Here is a 16665-nt window from a genome sequence, read left to right on the forward strand (position 1 = left end):
AGTTGGCGAAACGGGAGTAGGGCAGGACGTCGTCAGACCACAAAGCGCGCCACCATTCCGTTCAGGTCCACGGCCAGGCGCGACAGTTCCTGGCTCGCCGCGCTGGTCTGGGTAGCGCCGGCCGAGGTCTGGGTTGCCAGGTCGCGGATGTTCAGCAGGTTGCGGTCCACCTCGCGGGCGACCTGGGCCTGTTCCTCGGTAGCGCTGGCGATCACCAGGTTGCGCTCGTTGATCAGCGACATGCGCTCGAGGATCACCTGCAGCGACGCGCCGGCCTCGCCCGTGCGGCTGACGGTGCGCTCGGCGTGGGCGGTGCTGCTGAGCAGGGCGGCGACGGTGCGGTCGCTGCCGTTCTGGATGGCCGAGACCAGTTCCTCGATCTCGCGGGTCGAGCTCTGGGTGCGCTGCGCCAGCGAGCGAACCTCATCGGCGACCACCGCGAAGCCGCGCCCGGCCTCGCCGGCGCGGGCAGCTTCGATGGCAGCGTTGAGCGCCAGCAGGTTGGTCTGCTCGGCGACGCTGCGGATCACTTCCAGCACCTTGCCGATGTCCTGCGCCTGGTTCGCCAGCACTTCCGCCTGCTGCGAGGCCTGGCCCACTTCACCGGCCAGGGTACCGATGGCGTTGGAAGTCTCATCGACCCGCTCGCTGCCGCTGCGTGCGGCGTCGATGGCCTCGCGGGAGGCGGCGGAGGTCGAGGCGGCGTTGCTGGCCACTTCCTCCACCGCGCTGGTCATCTGGTTGACGGCGGTGGCGGCCATCTCGATCTGGTCGCTCTGCTGCTGCAGCGCGCGGCTGCTTTCCTCCGTCACGCTGTGCATTTCCTCGGCGGCGGAAGCCAGCTGGCTAGCCGAGTTGCCGATGCCGCGGATGGTCTCGCGCAGGCTGTGCTGCATGTCTGCCAGGGCATTGAGCAGTTGCGCCGGCTCGTCGCGGCCCTCGACCGTGAAGCGCTGGCTGAGGTCGCCACTGGCGATGGTCTGCGCTACGCGCACCGCCTGGTTGAGCGGTACGACGATGCTGCGGGTGAGCTGCCAGGCCAGCAGCAGGGTCAGGCCTACGCTCAGCAGCAGGACCGCGCTGACCACCAGCCGGCCGCCCTGGTATTGCTCCACGGCCCGCTGGGCGGCGGCCGCTGCACCATTGCGGTTGAGATCGATCAGCGCGGTAAGGCGCTTGTTCAGTTCGGCACCCTGTTGGGCGATGCTGCCATTGAGGATGTGCAGCGCGCCTTCGTCGTCGTTCTGGCGGACCTTCTCCACCAGTTGGTCGACGTAGCCCAGGTAGCCGTCCAGCGCCTGGCGCAGCTCGTCGGTGTGCTGCTGCTCCTCGGCGCTGAGGATCAGTCGGTGGTAGTCGGCGAGCACCTTGTCCTTGTCCTGCTGTGCCTCGGCGATCAGCCCCAGGCTGCGTTCGCGGGCGGCGCTGTCGTGGTTGACCAGCAGGCGCATGGATTCCAGGCGGATGCGGGCGATGTCGCCCGACAGCTGGTTCATGTGGTTGATGCTCAGCAGCCAGTTGCTGTCGATCTCTTCGGATGCGGCGCGCAGGGTCGAGAGCTTGTACAGGGAGAACAACCCGAGAAACACCAGGAGCAGGCCCATGACTGCGAAACCCAGGGACGCGCGGCGGCCAATACTCATGCTTCTGAACATCGTGAAATTCCCTTTTCTTCATCCAGTGTGTGGAGCTCTTGGGCTCCGCCATGCGCAGTGATGGCTCCGTGATATTACTGGGCGCCATTTTTTCGCGGCAGTGGCAAAACAGGACTAGCAGACGAAAAACCTGTCCGCTTTTGATGAGGGGATCATTCAGACGAGCGTCAGCCAGGCCAGCACCGCGTAGCGCCCGACCTTGGCGACGGTGACCAGCAGCAGGAAGCGCCACAGTGGCTCGCGCATGACGCCGGCGATCAGCGTCAGCGGGTCGCCGATCACCGGCGCCCAGCTCAGCAGCAACGACCAGCAGCCGAAGCGCCGGTAGTGGCGCTGGGCTTTCTCCAGCGCCGAATCGCTCACCGGGAACCAGCGGCTGCCGTGCCAGCGCTCTATTCCGCGCCCCAGCAGCCAGTTCACCAGGGAGCCGAGCACGTTGCCCAGGCTCGCCGCCAGCAGCAGTGACCACAGCGGGTACTGGTCGCCCAGCAGCAGGCCGACCAGCACGGCTTCCGACTGCAGCGGCAGCAGGGTGGCGGCGGCGAAGGCGGAGAGGAAGAGGCCGGCGTGGGCGGCCAGGGCGAGGCTGAGCATCGGGTCGATCGAGGGTGGTTAATGGGCTGGGAGAATGAGGAGGATCGGCGTACTAAAAATTCGGAATAAAGAGATGAGGTTCCGGTATGTCCAGATACTATATGTCCTATCTTGCTGAGGACTTGGTAGGAATTTACATTCGCGGCGACTACGCGCCCGAGTGAAAAGTCCGTCGGCACGCCACAACTCTTCTGGGGAACGCTGTGAAGAACTGGACTCTACGCCAACGCATCCTGGCCAGCTTTGCCGTCGTCGTCGCGATCATGCTGCTGATGGTGGTGATTTCCTACACCCGTCTTCTGCGGGTGGAGCACAGCACGCAGCGGGTCAGCGAAGATGCCATGCCCGGCACCTACGCCCTGACCACCGTGCGTTCGGCCTGGACCGACAGCATCCTGCTGACCCAGGTGCTGGTCGGCCTGAGCGACGGCAAGCCCTACGATGAAGCACGCCGGCAGGAGTTCCGCGTTATCCACGATGCGCTGATCGAACGCATCGCGCTCTACGAGCGGACCGTCAACGATTCCCGCGACAAGGAAATTCTCGGCCGCTTCAAGCAGCAGGCGACCGAATACGATGCCCTGCTGGGGCAGGTCCTGCAGCTTTACACCACCGACCGTGACGGCGCCCGGCGCCTGCTGCTGGAACGTCTCGAACCCCTGTGGGAAGACGGTCGCAAGACGCTCAACCAGCTGATTTCGCTGAACAAGGAAATCGCCGACGCGGCTGCCGCCGACATCGTCAGCGAGGTCGCCACCGCCAAGGCGATCATGCTCATCTCGCTGTTGCTGGCCATCGTCGCCGCGGCGGTCTGCGGGCTGCTGCTGATGCGCGCCATCACCGAGCCGGTGCGTCAGGTCGTGAAGGGCCTTCAGGTCATGGGCAGCGGTGATTTCACCACGCGCCTGGCAATGGAGCGCAACGACGAATTCGCGGTGATCGAGACCGGTTTCAACGGCATGGCCGAGGAACTCAAGGGCCTGGTGTCGCAGGCGCAGCGCTCGGCCATCCAGGTGACCACCTCGGTGACCGAGATTGCCGCCACTTCCAAGCAGCAACAGGCCACTGCCACCGAAACCGCCGCCACCACCACCGAGATCGGCGCCACCTCGCGGGAAATCGCCGCCACCTCGCGCGACCTGGTGCGCACCATGACCGAGGTGTCCTCGGCCGCCGAGCAGACTTCCACCCTGGCCGGCTCCGGCCAGCTGGGCCTGGCGCGCATGGAAGAGACCATGCACCACGTGATGGGCGCCGCCGAGCTGGTCAACGCGAAGCTGGCGATCCTCAACGAGCGCGCCGGCAACATCAACCAGGTGGTCACCACCATCGTCAAGGTGGCCGACCAGACCAACCTGCTCTCGCTCAACGCCGCCATCGAGGCGGAGAAGGCCGGCGAGTACGGCCGTGGCTTCGCCGTGGTCGCCACCGAAGTGCGCCGCCTGGCCGACCAGACTGCCGTGGCCACCTACGACATCGAGCAGATGGTCCGCGAGATCCAGTCCGCCGTGTCTGCCGGTGTGATGGGCATGGACAAGTTCTCCGAGGAGGTGCGTCGCGGCATCTCGGAAGTCGGCCAGGTCGGCGAGCAGCTCTCGCAGATCATCCAGCAGGTGCAGGCACTCGCGCCGCGCGTGCAGATGGTCAACGAAGGTATGCAGGCCCAGGCCACCGGCGCCGAGCAGATCAACCAGGCGCTGGTGCAGCTCGGCGAGGCCACCGGGCAGACGGTGGAATCCCTGCGCCAGGCCAGCTTCGCCATCGACGAGCTGAACCTCGTGGCCAACGGACTGCGCAATGGCGTCTCCCGCTTCAAGGTCTGACGCCGCCGCGGCGGGCAGGCTGTACCTGCAGTTCCGCCTGGGCGCGGACCGCTATGCGCTGGACGTCCATGACGTCATCGAGGTGCTGCCGGTGCCTGCGCTCAAGCGCGTGCCGGAAGCGCCGGCCTGGGTGGCCGGGCTGTTTCCGCACCGCGGCGAACTGCTGCCGGTGCTGGACATGAGCCAACTGGCCTTCGGGCACAGCGCGCCACGCCGCACCAGCACGCGCCTGGTGCTGGTGCATTACCGCGCCGCAGGCGAGGGCCCGGAGCAGCGCCTCGGGCTGATCCTCGAACAGGCGACTCACACCCTGCGCCGTGATCCGGCGGCCTTCCGCGACTACGAACTGGACAACGGCAGCGCCCGCTACCTCGGCCCCGTGCTGGAGGACGAGCAGGGCCTGCTGCAGCGGGTAGGCGTCGATCAGCTGCTCAGCGACGAAGCCCGCGCGCGTCTGCTGCGGGATGCGGGAGGAGCGCCGGCATGACCGATCCGCGCTTCGCCCAGTTGCTCAAGGAACGCATCGGCCTGGATGCCGAGTCGGTCGGCGACGCCGTGATCGAGCGCGCCGTGCGCCAGCGCTGCAACAAGGTCAGCGGCGGCAACGCCGAACATTACTGGATGCAGCTGCAAGGCTCCGCCGAGGAAGTGCAGGCGCTGATCGAGGCGGTGATAGTCCCGGAAACCTGGTTCTTCCGTTACCCCGAATCCTTCGGCGCGCTGGCGGACCTCGCGTCCCGGCGAGTGCTGGAGCTGGCCGGTACCCGGCCGCTGCGCATCCTCAGCCTGCCGTGCTCCACCGGCGAGGAACCGTACTCCATCATCATGGCGTTGCTGGATGCGGGGCTTGCGCCGGCCGCCTTCCAGGTCGACGCGCTGGACGTCAGCCGCGCGGTACTGGAGCGGGCGGAGGAGGGGCGCTACGGGCGCAATTCGTTCCGTGGCTCCAACCTGGCATTCCGTGACCGTTATTTCAGCGCCGACGGCAACGACTACCAATTGGCCGAGGCGGTGCGCCGCAAGGTCCGCTTCCGCGTCGGCAACCTGCTCGCGCCGGGCCTGCTGGCTGGCGAAGCGCCCTATGACTATGTGTTCTGCCGCAACCTGCTGATCTATTTCGACCGCCCGACCCAGGAGCAGGTGGTGGACGTGCTGCGCCGGCTCGCGCGGCCCGACGGCGTGCTGTTCATCGGCCCGGCCGAGGCCAGCCTGATGTCGCGTATCGGCCTGCGTCCGCTGGGTGTGCCGCAGTCCTTCGCCTTCCCATTGCAGGATGCCGAGCCGGCGCCGCGTGCGGCGCCGCTGAACTGGACGGCGCCCCCGCCGATTCCCCGCCCGGCTCCGCCCAAGCCCGCACCGGTGCGCCCGCGTCCGGCGAGCCAGCCCGGTCAGCCGCCCGCTGCTGCCGCCGGCAACGCGCTGGCGGAGATCGCCCGGCTGGCCAATTCCGGGCAGGCCGCCGAAGCGCGCCAACGCTGCGAGGCGCTGCTGGCCGAGAAGGGCCCGAACGCCGAAGCCTTCTACTGGCTCGGCCTGCTGGCCGACGCCCAGGGCCTGGGCAGCGAGGCCCAGGCGTACTACCGCAAGGCCCTGTACCTGCAACCCGATCACCAGGAAAGCCTGCAACACCTGGCCGCGCTGCTCGCGGCCCAGGGCGATGCAGCCGGCGCCCGCCGTCTGCAGGAGCGCGCCGCGCGAGGAGTGAAGCGCAATGGTTGAACGCGCCCCGCCATTCATTGATGGCTCATCCATCGACGATGACCTGCCGACGGTGGATGACTGCTGGAACCGCATCGGCGTGCGCGGTGACCGCAGCTGCCCGAAGCTGGCCGAGTACATCCATTGCCGTAACTGTCCGGTGCATGCCGCCGCGGCCATCAGCCTGCTGGATCGCTACGCTCTGGGCAGCGAAGGCGCGCACCTGGCGCCCGTCGAAGTCGACGAAGCGGCGGTCGAGGACGGCCGTCCGCACCTGATCTTCCGCCTTGGCGAGGAATGGCTGGGCTTGCCCACCCGCGCGCTGGCCGAGGTCGCTCCGGCCTGTGGGGTGCATTCATTGCCGCACCAGCGCTCGCCCGCGCTGCTGGGCGTGGCCAACGTGCGCGGCACGCTGGTGGCGTGCATTTCCCTGGGTGAACTGCTCGGCCTCGACAGCCGCGCGGCCGCCCGCGACGACGCCCGCATCGTGCCGCGCATGCTGATCCTGGCGGCGGTCGGCGGACCGATCATCTCGCCGGTGGACGAAGTGGACGGCATCCATGAGCTGGACGAGAAGGCCATCGTCGAAGCCTCGTCCCAGAGCCACGCCGCCAACGACCGCTTCACCCGTGGGGTGATGCAGTGGCGCAACCGCAGCATCCGCCTGCTCGACCAGGAAGCCCTGCTCGACGCCGCCACCCGGAGCCTCGCATGACCCCGGACCAGATGAAGGACGCGTCGATGCTGGAGCTGTTCCGCCTGGAGGCGGAGGCCCAGACGCAGGTGCTGGTTCACGGCCTGATGGCGCTGGAGCGCAACCCGACCCAGGCCGACCAGCTCGAAGCCTGCATGCGCGCCGCGCACTCGCTCAAGGGCGCCGCGCGGATCGTCGGCCTCGATGCCGGCGTGCAGGTCGCCCACGTCATGGAGGATTGCCTGGTTGGCGCCCAGGAAGGCCGGCTGCTGCTGACCTCCGGGCATATCGACGCGCTGCTGGCCGGCACCGATATCCTCCTGCATATCGCCGACGCCCAGCCCGAGCGCGCCGAACAGGCCCAGCAAGGCGTGCCGGCCATGGTCGAACGCCTGCAGGCGCTGGTTTCCGGAAAGGCCCCGGCGCAGCCGGCACCGTCTGTTCCGGTGCCCGCCGAGCCCGCACCGGTAGCTGTCGAACCACCCGCGCCGGCTCCCGCGGCTCCCGCCGAACGTCCCCAGCGCCGCCGCTCCAGCGACAGCGATGAAGCCGGCGAGCGCGTGCTGCGGGTGACCGCCGAGCGCCTCAACCAGTTGCTCGATTACTCCAGCAAGTCGCTGGTGGAATCCCAGCGCCTGAAGCCGCTGCTCGATTCGCTGCAGCGCCTCAAGCGCATCCAGGCCAGCGCCAGTCGTGTGCTCGACGGCGCTCGCGATGCCGCCAGCACGGCGAATCTCGACGCCGAGGCGCAGGCCTATCTGGCCGACGCTCGCCGTCTGGTCGGTGAGTGCCAGCAACTGCTCAGCGAGCAGATCGCCGAGCTCGACGAATTCAGTTTCAAGGCCGGCCAGCGCGCCCAGTCGCTTTACGACACCGCGCTGTCCTGCCGCATGCGGCCGTTCTCCGACGTGCTCTCCGGGCAGGCGCGGATGGTCCGCGACCTCGGTCGCTCGCTGGGCAAGACCGTGAGCCTGGACATCCAGGGCGCCACCACCCAGGTCGACCGCGACGTGCTGGAGAAGCTCGAGGCGCCGCTCACCCACCTGCTGCGCAATGCCGTCGACCACGGTATCGAGTCCGCTGAAGTGCGTGCCCGCAACGGCAAGCCGGAGGAGGGCACGATCCAGCTGCTGGCCCGCCATCACGCCGGCATGTTGGTGCTGGAACTGCAGGATGACGGCGGCGGTGTCGATCTCGACCGCCTGCGCTCGGCCATCGTGCGCCGCCAGCTGTCCACCGAGGAAACCGTGGCGCGCCTCACCGAGGAAGAGCTGCTGAGCTTCCTGTTCCTGCCCGGCTTCAGCATGCGCGAGCAGGTCACCGAAGTGTCCGGCCGTGGCGTCGGCCTGGACGCCGTGCAGCACATGGTGCGCCAGCTGCGCGGCGGCATCCGCATGGAACAGGTGCGCGGGCAGGGCGCGCGTTTCCACCTGGAAGTGCCGCTGACGCTGTCCGTGGTGCGCAGCCTGGTCGTCAGCATTGGCGGTGAAGCCTATGCCTTCCCACTGGCGCACATCGAGCGCATGCGCCGTCTGGCGCCGGACGAGATCGTCCAGCTCGAAGGCCGCCAGCAGTTCTGGCACGAGGGCCGGCATGTCGGCCTGGTGTCCGCCAGCCAGCTGTTGCAGCGCCCCGACGGCGAAGCCACGCCCGACGAGATTCCGGTAGTGGTCATCCGCGAACGGGAAAGCGCCTACGGCGTGGCGGTGGAGAAATTCATCGGCGAGCGCACCCTGGTGGTGGTGCCGCTGGATGCCCGGCTGGGCAAGGTGCAGGACGTCTCCGCAGGCGCGCTGCTGGACGACGGCACGCCGGTGCTGATCCTCGACGTCGAGGACATGCTGCGCTCGGTGGAAAAACTCCTGGCCACCGGTCGCCTGGAACGCATCGACCCCACCGGTCGCCTTACCGGCCCGGCGCGCAAGCGCGTGCTGGTGGTGGACGACTCGCTCACCGTGCGCGAGCTGGAACGCAAGCTGCTGCTGGGGCGCGGCTATGATGTCGCCGTGGCGGTCGATGGCATGGACGGCTGGAACGCGCTGCGCTCGGAGCATTTCGACCTGGTCATCACCGACATCGACATGCCGCGCATGGACGGTATCGAGCTGGTGACCCTGATCCGCCGCGACACCCGCCTGCAGTCGCTGCCGGTGATGGTGGTGTCCTACAAGGACCGCGAAGAAGACCGGCGGCGCGGGCTCGATGCCGGCGCCGACTATTATCTGGCCAAGGCCAGCTTCCACGACGAGGCCCTGCTGGATGCGGTGGTCGATCTGATCGGAGGAGCCCACGGGTGAAGATAGGGATAGTCAACGACATGCCCCTGGCGGTCGAGGCGATGCGCCGCGCACTGGCTTTCGAGCCGGCGCACCGCATCGTCTGGGTCGCCGCCAACGGCGCGGAGGCACTGGAGATGTGCGCCGCGCACAAGCCCGACGTGATCCTCATGGACCTGCTGATGCCGGTGATGGATGGCGTCGAGGCGACCCGCCGGATCATGGCCCAGAGCCCCTGCGCGATCATCGTCGTGACGGTGGACCTGGAGCGCAACATGAGCCGCGTGTTCGACGCCATGGGCAATGGCGCGGTGGACGCGGTGAACACGCCGGTCATGGGCACCGGCGACCCCGCTGAAGCGGCCCGCCCACTGCTGCGCAAGCTGCAGAACCTGGCCTGGCTCAACGCCCCGCGTGACAGCCGGCCTGCGATCAACGCAGTGCCGGCGCGCAAGGGCAGCGGCGCGCGCAAGCTGATCGCCATCGGCTCCTCGGCCGGCGGCCCGGCGGCGCTGGCCGATCTGTTCGCCCGCCTGCCGGAAGATTTCCCCGCTGCCATCGTGGTCGTTCAGCACGTCGACGAAGTCTTCGCCGCCGGCATGGCCGAATGGCTCTCGACCCAGTCGAAGATTCCCGTGCGCCTGGCGCGCAACGGCGAGCCGCCGCAGCCGGGCTGCGTGCTGCTGGCCGGCACCAACCACCATATCCGCCTGCTCAAGGGCGGCGAGCTGGCCTATACCGCCGAGCCCAGCAGCCACATCTACCGGCCCTCGATCGACGTGTTCTTCGACAGCGTGGTCGAGTACTGGGTCGGCGACGCCGTCGGCGTGCTGCTCACCGGCATGGGGCGGGACGGCGCCGAGGGCCTGAAACACATGCGCGAACGAGGTTACCTGACCCTGGCCCAGGATCAGGAAAGCAGTGCCGTGTACGGTATGCCCAAGGCTGCGGCGGCGATCGGCGCCGCAGTGGAGATTCGCGCGCTGGGCGACATCGCCCGACGACTCGCTGAGGTCTGCGCCTGAGCGCGGGCTACGGAGCTGATTGCATGAACCCCCTATCCATGAACTCAAGCCAGAGTGACTACCCCGTGACGACCCCAGGCGATACCGCAGTCATGGTGCTGCTGGTGGACGACCAGCCAATGATCGGCGAAGCCGTGCGCCGCGCGCTGGCGGACGACCCCAGCATCGACTTCCACTTCTGCTCCGATCCGCACCAGGCCATCGCCCTGGCGATCCAGATCAAGCCCACGGTGATCCTCCAGGACCTGGTGATGCCCGGTGCCGACGGTCTCTCACTGGTGCGCGAGTACCGTGCCAACCCGGCGACCCGCGACCTGCCGATCATCGTCCTGTCGACCAAGGAAGACCCGGCCGTGAAGAGCGCGGCGTTCAGCGCCGGCGCCAACGATTACCTGGTCAAGCTGCCCGACGCCATCGAACTGATCGCGCGGGTGCGCTACCACTCGCGCTCCTACCTCGCCCTGCAGCAGCGCGACGAGGCCTACCGCGCCCTGCGCGAGAGCCAGCAGCAGCTGCTGGAAACCAACCTGGTGCTGCAGCGCCTGATGAACTCCGACGGCCTCACCGGGCTGTCCAACCGCCGGCACTTCGACGAGTACCTGGAAATGGAGTGGCGCCGCGCCCTGCGCGAGCAGACCCAGCTGTCGATCCTGCTGATCGACGTGGACCACTTCAAGGCCTACAACGATACCTTCGGCCACGTACAGGGCGACGAGGCGCTGCGCCAGGTGGCCGGGGCCATCCGCGCCAGCGCCAGCCGCCCCTCTGACCTGCCGGCGCGCTACGGCGGCGAGGAGTTCGTCATGGTCCTGCCCAACACCTCGCCCGGCGGCGCGCGACTGCTGGCGGAGAAGCTGCGGCGCCTGGTGCAGGACCTGAACATCCGCCACGAGCTGCCGACACCGGGTTCGTCGCTGACCATCAGCATCGGCGTGGCGACCCTGATTCCCCAGGCCGGGCAGGCCTGCCGCCAGCTCATCGAACTGGCCGACCAGGCGCTCTACAACGCCAAGCACGGCGGGCGCAACCAGGTGGCCATCGCCGGCTGAACGGGCGGGGAGGGCGCGGAAACGGTGAGCGTGCTTTGTCGTAAAGCCTGAAAGGGCGCCGAAAAATCACGTATACTTGCCGGCTTTTCTACGCCCTTTACCCGTGAGAGATGCCCGCCATGGAAATCCAACCGATCCTCAACAGCATCAAGGACCTCTCCGACCGTACCCATTCGATTCGGGGGTATCTTTGACTACGATCTGAAACATGATCGTCTGATCGAAGTAAACCGCGAACTGGAAGACCCGGCGGTCTGGAACAAGCCCGAATACGCCCAGAACCTGGGCCGCGAGCGCGCCATGCTGGCGCAGATCGTCGAGACCCTCGACGAGCTCACCGGCGGTCTGGCCGACTCCCGCGACCTGCTCGACATGGCGGTCGAGGAGAATGACGAGGGCGCCGTCGGCGACGTCGAGGCCGAAGTCCAGCGCCTGCGCGAGATTCTCGAGAAGCTCGAGTTCCGCCGCATGTTCAGCGGCGAGATGGACCCCAACAACGCCTACCTGGACATCCAGGCCGGCTCCGGCGGCACCGAAGCCCAGGACTGGGCCAACATGCTGCTGCGCATGTACCTGCGCTGGGCGGACAAGAACGGCTTCAGCGCCGAGATCGTCGAGCTGTCCGAGGGCGAAGTCGCCGGCATCAAGGGCGCCACCGTGCACATCAAGGGCGAATACGCCTTCGGCTGGCTGCGCACCGAGATCGGCGTGCACCGCCTGGTGCGCAAGAGCCCGTTCGACTCCGGCAACCGTCGCCACACCTCGTTCACCGCGGTATTCGTGTCGCCGGAAATCGACGACAACATCGAGATCGAGATCAACCCGGCCGATCTGCGCATCGACACCTACCGCTCCTCCGGCGCGGGCGGTCAGCACGTGAACACCACCGACTCCGCGGTGCGTATCACCCACGTGCCGACCAACACCGTGGTGGCGTGCCAGAACGAACGCTCCCAGCACGCCAACAAGGACACCGCCATGAAGATGCTGCGGGCCCGGTTGTACGAGCAGGAGATGCAGAAGCGCACCGCCGCCTCGCAGGCGCTGGAAGACACCAAGTCCGATATCGGCTGGGGTCACCAGATCCGTTCCTACGTGCTCGACCAGTCGCGCATCAAGGACCTGCGTACCGGCGTGGAACGCAGCGATTGCGACAAGGTGCTCGACGGCGACCTGAACGAGTATCTGGAAGCCAGCCTGAAACAAGGCCTGTAACAGCACCCCCTGCGGGGCGGGCCGCGCGGCCCGCTCCCGCCAGTAACCCCTATTGATCAAGACGCCAGGCAGATAGACGACCATGAGCGACCAACAACTCGACGCTACCGAACTGCAACAGGAAGAAAACAAGCTGATCGCCCAGCGCAAGGAAAAGCTTGCCGCCGTGCGTGAAGCCAAGGCCATCGCCTTCCCCAACGACTTCCGCCGCGAGAACTACTTCGCGGACCTGCAGAAACAGTACGAAACCGCGACCAAGGAAGAGCTGGAAGCAGCTGCCATCCCGGTCAAGGTTGCCGGTCGCATCATGCTCAACCGCGGCTCCTTCATCGTCCTGCAGGACAGCAGCGGCCGTCTGCAGGTCTACGTGAACCGCAAGACCCTGCCCGAAGAGACCCTGGCCGAGATCAAGACCTGGGACCTGGGCGACATCATCGGCGCCGAAGGCACCCTGGCCCGTTCCGGCAAGGGCGACCTGTACGTCGAGATGACCAACGTGCGCCTGCTGACCAAGTCCCTGCGCCCGCTGCCGGACAAGCACCACGGCCTGACCGACACCGAGCAGCGCTACCGCCAGCGCTACGTCGACCTGATCGTCAACGAGGAAACCCGCCACACCTTCCGCGTGCGTTCCCAGGTCATCGCCCACATCCGTCGCTTCCTGTCCGATCGCGGCTTCCTCGAAGTGGAAACCCCGATGCTGCAGACCATTCCCGGCGGCGCGGCGGCCAAGCCCTTCGAAACCCACCACAACGCGCTGGACATGGCCATGTTCCTGCGTATCGCCCCGGAGCTTTACCTCAAGCGCCTGGTGGTCGGTGGCTTCGAGAAGGTCTTCGAGATCAACCGCAACTTCCGTAACGAAGGCGTCTCGACCCGGCACAACCCCGAGTTCACCATGCTCGAGTTCTACCAGGCCTACGCCGACTACGAAGACAACATGGACCTGACCGAAGAGCTGTTCCGCGAGCTGGCCCAGGCCGTGCTCGGCAGCACCGACGTGCCGTACGGCGACAAGGTCTTCCACTTCGGCGAGCCGTTCGCCCGCCTGTCCGTGTTCGACGCCATCCTCAAGTACAACCCGGAGCTCACCGCGGCTGACCTGACCGACCTGGAGAAGGCCCGCGCCATCGCCAAGAAGGCCGGCGCCAAGGTCCTCGGCCACGAAGGCCTGGGCAAGCTGCAGGTGATGATTTTCGAAGAACTGGTCGAGCACAAGCTGGAGCAGCCGCACTTCATCACCCAGTACCCGTTCGAAGTGTCCCCGCTGGCCCGCCGCAACGACAACGACCCGAGCGTCACCGACCGCTTCGAGCTGTTCATCGGTGGCCGCGAGATCGCCAACGCCTACTCCGAGCTCAACGACGCTGAAGACCAGGCCGAGCGCTTCATGCTGCAGGTCAAGGAGAAGGACGCCGGTGACGACGAGGCGATGCACTACGACGCCGACTTCGTCAACGCGCTCGAATACGGCATGCCGCCCACCGCCGGTGAAGGCATCGGCATCGACCGCCTGGTGATGCTGTTGACCAACTCGCCGTCGATCCGCGACGTCATCCTCTTCCCGCACATGCGCCCGCAGGCGTAAGCGCAGGAACAGGAGAGAAAGGCCGCCCTCGGGCGGCCTTTTTCGTTTCCGCGCTGTCTGGCGGCGCCGGAGTCAACCTGTAGGAGCGTGCCATGCGTGCGTTCGCGGACATGGCTCGCTCCTACAAACGGGTGGGAAACTTGCGGTATACCATCCGACGAAATGCATGCCTGCCGCCGTGGCTCGGCCACGCTGTGGCACGTCTCACTCCCAGGCCTGATTCCCAGCCGCCTGCTCTGCCTCGCGGCCCGTTCCGTGCGCCGGTGTCGCAGCTGCAAAGCGGCAATTGTTTTCCCACAGAAAAGCTCGAACAATGAGCCATCAGGTCGCGCCGCCGGAGGTAATGCCAGTGACCCAAGTGTCCCCGCGAGACAGCGCAGCGCAAGTCGCCAGCGCCATCGCAGAAAGTGTCAAATACCAGGGCCGCAAGGCCAGCCGCCAGGGCAGCGAGCAGCGCCGCCAGGCGATCCTCGACGCCGCCCTGCGGATCATCGTGCGTGATGGCGTCCGCGCCGTGCGCCACCGCGCCGTGGCCGCCGAGGCCGGTGTGCCGCTATCGGCCACCACCTACTACTTCAAGGACATCCAGGACCTCATCACCGACACCTTCGCGCTCTTCGTCGAACGCAGCGCCGAAGCCCTGTCGACCTTCTGGAGCAGCGTCGAGGGCGATCTCCAAGCCATGGCCGCCGGCCTCGGCCAGGACGACCCGCTGGCTCGCCGCGAGCTGACGGCCAATATCGTCGAGCTGGCGATCCAGTACGTCATGGTCCAGCTCAACGAGCGCCGCGAGCACCTGCTGGCCGAACAGGCCTTCCGCCAGGAAGCGCTGCTCAACCCCAGCCTCAGCGATCTGGCACAGCGTCACCGGCGGATTCTTTCCCTGGGCGTGGTGCATTTCTTCGAAGTGCTCGGTTCCAGACAGCCCGAACAGGATGCCCGGGTGTTGACGGCCATCATCCTGCAGATGGAGTATCAGGGCCTGCTGGACGGGGCCGACCACCTGCAGATCGAGGAAATGCGTGCCATCCTTAGCCGCTATCTCGATCTGGTGATGGGCCTGTAGCCCCGGCTGCTGCATTCCAACCCCGCCATCCGGCGGGGTTTTCGTATCGGAATTCCGGATGCCCGCGCCTGTCGCATGGGAAGGCATACGGATTTAAGGAGGGCGTGATGAAAGTCTGGCGTGCACTGCTGCTGTTGAGCATCGGCCTGCTCAGTGGCTGTCTGGTGACGTTCAAGGACCCGATTCCGGCCAACGAGCCCGCGCCGGCTCACTTGCTGGGCCAGTGGTCGCGTGTGGACGAGTACGGCGAGGAGCAGTTCCTCGAAGTCACCCGCTCCGGCTCCAACCTCTACCGCGCTCTGAGCTACGTCGACAGCAAGGACAACACCGACAGCGTCGAGGACTTCGGCTTTACCGTCGCCCACCACGGCAAGCGCTGGTACCTGTCTGCCGGCTTGCCGAAGAGCATGGGCGGCAACTTCGCCCTGGCCGGCTTCGAGATTACCGACAAGGACGAACTGGTGATCTATAACCTGGATGTCGAGCACATCCTGCAGGACATGAAGGAAGGCGCGCTCAAGGGCGAGAAGGTCGACACCGAACAGGGTGCAGGAGCGCTGGTGACCAGCCAGTTGCCCCAGGTCATCGCCTACCTCAACGATCCGGCCAACTCCGACGTGTTCGTCGAAGCGCTGCGCTTTTCGCGCGTGACCCCGGGAGAAAAGCAATGACCCCACGGCGCAAGAAGTCCACGCCCAACGAGTACCAGCAGATCATCCGCGGCCTGTCCGACCGCATCGTCGAGGCGCAGACGCCGATCCGCGTGCTCGACGCCATCAAGTGGGACGACGGCATCCGCGACGACTTCCTCAAGGGCCGGGGCAAGCACGCGCCCAAGGTCGACCGCGCCTACTACGACAGCCGCCCGCTGTCCTTCGACAGCAGCGCGAAAAAGCAGGAATTCCAGAACATCGAGCGCGACATCACCCGCCACCTGGGGCAGTTCAACCCGGTCGGGCAGATCATGCGGCGCATGTGCAAGGAATACCGCATGGTCATCCGCATGCTCGAAGCGCGCGGCACCCAGGACTTCGGCCTGATCTCCCAGGAGCTCTATGGCTCGGCCTCCGACGCCTTCCATGCCGGCGACCCGACCCTGGCCGACCTCGGCCTGATGCTCTCGGACTACCTGAACAACATCGCCGACCGTGGCGACCTCAAGGACGAACCCAAGACCCTTACCGCCAGCGACGCGGTGAAGATGCTGCAGGAACGCCTGAACAAGGTGTTCGACGGCAAGGAAGACACCATCCGCGTCTTCGAGTCCGACGGCATCGTCGCCGACGCTGCGGCCGGCGCCGACTACATCAAGGTGCGCGCCGACGCCATGTTCAACGAGCGCGACGTGCGCGCGCTGGAAGTCCATGAAGGCCTGGTGCATGTCGGCACCACGCTCAACGGCCTCAACCAGCCGATCTGCACCTTCCTCGCCAAGGGGCCGCCGTCCTCCACGGTGACCCAGGAAGGCCTGGCGATCCTGATGGAAGTGATCGCCTTCGCCTCCTACCCGACGCGCCTGCGCAAGCTCACCAACCGCACCCGCGCCATCCACATGGCCGAGGAGGGGGCGGATTTCCTCGAGGTGTTCCACTTCTACCGCGAGCAGAACTACAGCGTGGAGAGCAGCTACCAGAATGCCAGCCGCGTGTTCCGTGGCTCGACCCCGGTCGGCCTGCCGTTTACCAAGGACCTGTCGTACCTCAAGGGCTTCATCCTGATCTACAACTACATCCAGCTCGCCGTGCGCAAGGGCAAGCTGGAGCAGATCCCGCTGCTGTTCTGCGGCAAGGCCACCCTGGAAGACATGCGCACCCTGCGCCAGCTGGTGGACGAAGGCCTGGTGGTGCCGCCCAAGTACCTGCCGCCGCAGTTCCGCGACCTCAACGCACTGTCGGCGTGGATGTGCTTCTCCAACTTCCTCAACCACCTCAGCCTCGACCGCATCGAGGCGGATTACGCCAATATCCTTTGACCGCCATGCG

At 66.8% G+C, this 16665-nt stretch carries 14 protein-coding genes; 12 read left to right on the top strand and 2 right to left on the bottom strand.

What is annotated here, in order from left to right; translation table 11 throughout:
• Positions 1-32 precede the first annotated feature (32 nt).
• Together IB255_RS08905 and IB255_RS08910 are read right to left on the bottom strand one after the other, a co-directional pair.
• Complete coding sequence (locus IB255_RS08905) at positions 33-1655, bottom strand: methyl-accepting chemotaxis protein (RefSeq protein ID WP_192210098.1); 1623 nt, start codon at positions 1653-1655, stop codon at positions 33-35.
• 156 nt (positions 1656-1811) lie between these two features.
• Entirely contained in the window at positions 1812-2249 is a 438-nt protein-coding gene (locus tag IB255_RS08910; RefSeq protein WP_192210099.1) for a YqaA family protein, read from the bottom strand.
• A gap of 203 nt (positions 2250-2452) precedes the next feature.
• On the opposite strand from IB255_RS08910, the gene IB255_RS08915 reads away from it, so the two are divergent.
• From IB255_RS08915 to IB255_RS08970, 12 genes are all read left to right on the top strand, one after another.
• Entirely contained in the window at positions 2453-4072 is a 1620-nt protein-coding gene (locus IB255_RS08915; RefSeq protein WP_151186238.1) for a methyl-accepting chemotaxis protein, read from the top strand.
• Positions 4047-4559 carry a chemotaxis protein CheW gene (locus tag IB255_RS08920; protein WP_151186239.1) on the top strand — a complete coding sequence of 171 codons (513 nt, stop codon included), beginning with the start codon at positions 4047-4049 and terminating at the stop codon, positions 4557-4559. Before IB255_RS08915 ends, IB255_RS08920 begins: the two co-directional genes overlap by 26 nt.
• Positions 4556-5791, top strand: a complete 1236-nt coding sequence (locus IB255_RS08925) for a CheR family methyltransferase (RefSeq protein WP_192210100.1) — start codon at positions 4556-4558, stop codon at positions 5789-5791. Before IB255_RS08920 ends, IB255_RS08925 begins: the two co-directional genes overlap by 4 nt.
• Complete coding sequence (locus IB255_RS08930) at positions 5784-6485, top strand: chemotaxis protein CheW (RefSeq protein ID WP_192210101.1); 702 nt, start codon at positions 5784-5786, stop codon at positions 6483-6485. The genes IB255_RS08925 and IB255_RS08930 overlap by 8 nt, the downstream gene beginning before the upstream one ends.
• Positions 6482-8761, top strand: coding sequence for a hybrid sensor histidine kinase/response regulator (locus tag IB255_RS08935; protein ID WP_081517826.1), 2280 nt, complete (start codon positions 6482-6484; stop codon positions 8759-8761). The genes IB255_RS08930 and IB255_RS08935 overlap by 4 nt, the downstream gene beginning before the upstream one ends.
• Positions 8758-9765, top strand: coding sequence for a chemotaxis response regulator protein-glutamate methylesterase (locus IB255_RS08940; protein WP_081517827.1), 1008 nt, complete (start codon positions 8758-8760; stop codon positions 9763-9765). The genes IB255_RS08935 and IB255_RS08940 overlap by 4 nt, the downstream gene beginning before the upstream one ends.
• A gap of 38 nt (positions 9766-9803) precedes the next feature.
• Positions 9804-10814 (top strand): response regulator, encoded by a 1011-nt coding sequence (locus IB255_RS08945; RefSeq protein ID WP_139791560.1) that lies wholly within the window; start codon positions 9804-9806, stop codon positions 10812-10814.
• Positions 10815-10933: 119 nt separating this feature from the next.
• A protein-coding gene (prfB, locus tag IB255_RS08950; RefSeq protein ID WP_138212621.1) for a peptide chain release factor 2 occupies positions 10934-12029 on the top strand; the annotation gives its coding sequence in 2 pieces (ribosomal slippage) (positions 10934-11005 and positions 11007-12029; 1095 coding nt in all).
• Positions 12030-12111: 82 nt separating this feature from the next.
• Positions 12112-13617: a lysine--tRNA ligase gene (gene lysS, locus IB255_RS08955; protein WP_081517829.1), complete on the top strand. Its 1506-nt coding sequence runs from the start codon at positions 12112-12114 to the stop codon at positions 13615-13617.
• Positions 13618-13966: 349 nt separating this feature from the next.
• The gene (locus IB255_RS08960) at positions 13967-14683 is read left to right on the top strand and encodes a TetR/AcrR family transcriptional regulator (RefSeq protein ID WP_081518178.1); all 717 of its coding nucleotides are present in this window, start codon (positions 13967-13969) and stop codon (positions 14681-14683) included.
• Between the two features lie 107 nt (positions 14684-14790).
• The gene (locus tag IB255_RS08965; protein ID WP_081517830.1) at positions 14791-15354 is read left to right on the top strand and encodes a hypothetical protein; all 564 of its coding nucleotides are present in this window, start codon (positions 14791-14793) and stop codon (positions 15352-15354) included.
• Positions 15351-16655, top strand: a complete 1305-nt coding sequence (locus IB255_RS08970) for a flavohemoglobin expression-modulating QEGLA motif protein (RefSeq protein WP_081517831.1) — start codon at positions 15351-15353, stop codon at positions 16653-16655. The genes IB255_RS08965 and IB255_RS08970 overlap by 4 nt, the downstream gene beginning before the upstream one ends.
• The last annotated feature ends 10 nt before the right edge of the window (positions 16656-16665 follow it).

It is taken from the genome of Pseudomonas sp. PDM22 (assembly GCF_014851965.1).
Lineage (GTDB): Bacteria > Pseudomonadota > Gammaproteobacteria > Pseudomonadales > Pseudomonadaceae > Pseudomonas.